Here is a 2,687-nt window from a genome sequence, read left to right as displayed (position 1 = left end):
GTTCTGCGCGGCCGGGCATCCCCTCCGGCCGACAAGGGCGGAGGCGGCGACCCTTTCCGACGCGTCGGTGGCGGCGATCCTGGCTCACAACGAAAAGGGCCAGAAGCTTTGCGGCTGGAGGCCATGATGAACGATCTTTTCGACCTGCTAGGCATCAAGGGACCGGTCGTGGCGGCGGGCCTCGCCGGCGGCGTTCTGCGCGCGCTGTCGCGGCATCGCTACAAGCTGCGCGAAATGGTGGCCTCGCCGATCTGCGGCGCGCTTGCGGCGGCCTATCTGACGCTGCCGGCGGTTTCCTACGCCAGGATCGCCGGCCTGCCGATGCCCGATCCCGCCGACGACACCACCACGCTGGCGGCCGCCTTCCTGATCGGCGTCTGCGCCATGTGGATTTCGGACGTCCTGTTCGAGTTCGTGGTGCGGAGAGTCAGCCGCGCGCGGGACGAATAGCTGGTGCGGCGGCGATTGCTTGGCGGAATTGCCGAGGCACGTTTCCCGCGGCATCGAACCATCGAAGACAACCCAAAATAGCCCGTTCCGGTTCGCCGGGCGGGCCATTTTTGCGTTTTGGCCTGATCAAGCCAGAATGTTGACCGCGCGTGCCGCGACCAGCGCGATGGTCAGCAGCGAGATCATGGCCTCGGCCATCATCAGCAGCTTGGCGCGCTGGGAGAGTGGCAAGGTATCGGTCGGCGAAAATGCGGTCGCATTGGTGAAGGCGAGGAAGAAATAATCGACGAAGCCGGGCAGCCAATCTCGAAGCTCACGGTTGTTCAACGTCATCTGCGCGAACAGGAAATCGGCCTGTGCGAGCTTGACGAGGCCGCAGGTCGGCGGACCGCCGCGGTCGGTGCTCCAGAACCACAAGGCAAAAACGATGACGTTGGTGACCCAGATGTTGAGCGCGTCGATCAGCAGCGTCGTACCGCTACTGCCGGCATGGCCCTCCAGCAAGGCACGCACCAGCAGGACCAGCGAACCGCAATTGATGATGCTGATGATGGCGGTCATGGTCAGGGCTGTTCTGCGGATCATGACCCGAAACTGGCCGATCGCATGCCACTCGTGGTCCTCGACCGCCTTTCGGGTGGCGGCCTGCGTCCAGGCGGTGGCCACCGACAAGGGCAGCAGCAGGGCCGCCTCCAGCGCGGGCGCCACCCAGCGCGGCCCGAATGAGAGATTGTTGATGACCAGAAGCTGCAGGCAGATGATGACGAGAACGGCCGCACGGGCCATCCAGAAATCGAGCGCACGGTAGTGAATGACGGCATGGTGGTGGCGCATTTTTCAAATCCTGAATGCTTTGGGGACGGGAGCCGGTCAGGCGTAGGCGACGCCTGCCGCGATCACGCCCAAGGCGCCATGCCCGGCCTGTTCAGGGTGCTGCGGGATGGCGTGTTCCATTGTTGTCTTGCTGGCATGTGATGACGGGAGAGGCGGCATGGTGGCGCGAAACTCTGCCTCAATCTTGGTTTTGCCATGGTCGGCCAAGTATACATTTTCGTAAGCTTCAAGTTCTGGGCTGTTCGTAAAACCGTCCGGTGTGATTTATCCACCGCATGACGCGAATCGACGAAACCATGAACGGTTGGCTGCCGGTCGGCAGTTCTGTTCCAGGCGACTGGCGGCAGTCGTCGATCTGGCCGGGGCTGACGCGCTATCCAGAAGCCGGCCTGGCGCTTTTATGCCTGACGCAGATCCTGTGCTGGACCGTGATGCCGGCGCTTGTCGATGCCGCCCCGCCCGGCGACGTCGTCGAGAGCTTCATGTGGGGCCGCGAATGGGTGCTTTTGACCTACAAGCATCCGCAGCTCCCCGGCTGGCTGCTCGAGATCAGCCATCTTCTGACCGGATCGTTCCGCTGGCCGCAATATCTGCTCGCCCAGCTTGTCGTCTCGGCGACCTTCGTCTTCGTCTACCTGCTGGCCCGCGACATGCTCGGGAGAACCCGCGCGCTGGCCGCCGTGCTTTTGATGCCGTCATTGTATTTCTTCGGCTGGCCGACACCGCAGTTCAATCATGATTACGCGCAGATGCCCTTCTGGGCCGCAATCTGCTGGCTGCTGTGGCGTGCGGGCCGTGGCGGTGGGCCGGGCTGGTGGCTGGCGCTCGGACTGGTGTCGGGCGTCGGGCTCTATGCCAAGTTTTCCACCGGGCTGCTGTTGCTCTTCGGGGCGATCTGGCTGTTGTCGGACACGCGGGCACGCAATCGGCTCGCCACGCCCTGGCCCTGGCTTGGGCTCGCGGTTTTCCTCGCCGTCGCCGCGCCACTGGCCATCCAGCTCTACCGCATCGATTTCCTGCCGCTGACCTATGTCGCCGGCCGCGATGAATGGGTGCTGGTCCACCGCGCCCGCCTTTACTATATCGGTGTCCAAATGGCGGGGCTCTGCGGCTTATTGCTGGTGCTGTCGATATCGGGGCTGTTGCGGCGTTCGCCCGCGCCGGAACAGCCCATTGAGCGCGGCGCGCTGGGCTATCTCGTGTGGATGGGGCTTGGTCCGGCGGTGCTTGTCATGGTGGCCTCGCTGTTTACCGGCGCCGGCGAGGCGTGGGGCGCGCCGATGTACAATCTGGTCGGCGTTGTGGCGATCGCCTTGCTGGGTCATCGGCTTGGCGCCGTCGAACTGCGACGGCTGGCGATCTGCGCGTTCGCCTGCATCCTCGGCATGTCCGGTGCCTATGCG

At 64.2% G+C, this 2,687-nt stretch carries 4 protein-coding genes; 2 read left to right on the top strand and 2 right to left on the bottom strand.

Annotated elements, in window-relative coordinates; all coding sequences use genetic code 11:
- Positions 1 to 126 precede the first annotated feature (126 nt).
- On the top strand, positions 127 to 450 hold the full coding sequence (locus tag EOC06_RS28670; RefSeq protein ID WP_127271121.1) for a hypothetical protein: 324 nt from the start codon (positions 127 to 129) through the stop codon (positions 448 to 450).
- A 126-nt stretch (positions 451 to 576) separates the two neighbouring features.
- Here the strand turns inward: EOC06_RS28670 and EOC06_RS28665 are convergent, their stop codons facing one another.
- Positions 577 to 1,284: a hypothetical protein gene (locus tag EOC06_RS28665; RefSeq protein ID WP_128309386.1), complete on the bottom strand. Its 708-nt coding sequence runs from the start codon at positions 1,282 to 1,284 to the stop codon at positions 577 to 579.
- 36 nt (positions 1,285 to 1,320) lie between these two features.
- On the bottom strand, positions 1,321 to 1,491 hold the full coding sequence (locus EOC06_RS40345; RefSeq protein ID WP_164761672.1) for a hypothetical protein: 171 nt from the start codon (positions 1,489 to 1,491) through the stop codon (positions 1,321 to 1,323).
- Positions 1,492 to 1,559: 68 nt separating this feature from the next.
- Between EOC06_RS40345 and EOC06_RS28660 the strand changes: the two genes are divergently transcribed.
- The coding region (locus tag EOC06_RS28660) for a glycosyltransferase family 39 protein (RefSeq protein ID WP_164898789.1) at positions 1,560 to 2,687 on the top strand (1,128 nt) is incomplete at its 3' end.

Origin of the sequence: Mesorhizobium sp. M7A.F.Ca.MR.362.00.0.0 (assembly GCF_004023175.1) — a bacterium.
Classification (GTDB): Bacteria; Pseudomonadota; Alphaproteobacteria; order Rhizobiales; family Rhizobiaceae; genus Mesorhizobium.
Note: the sequence above shows the minus strand (reverse complement) of the source record. Positions and strands in the feature narration are given on the sequence as shown.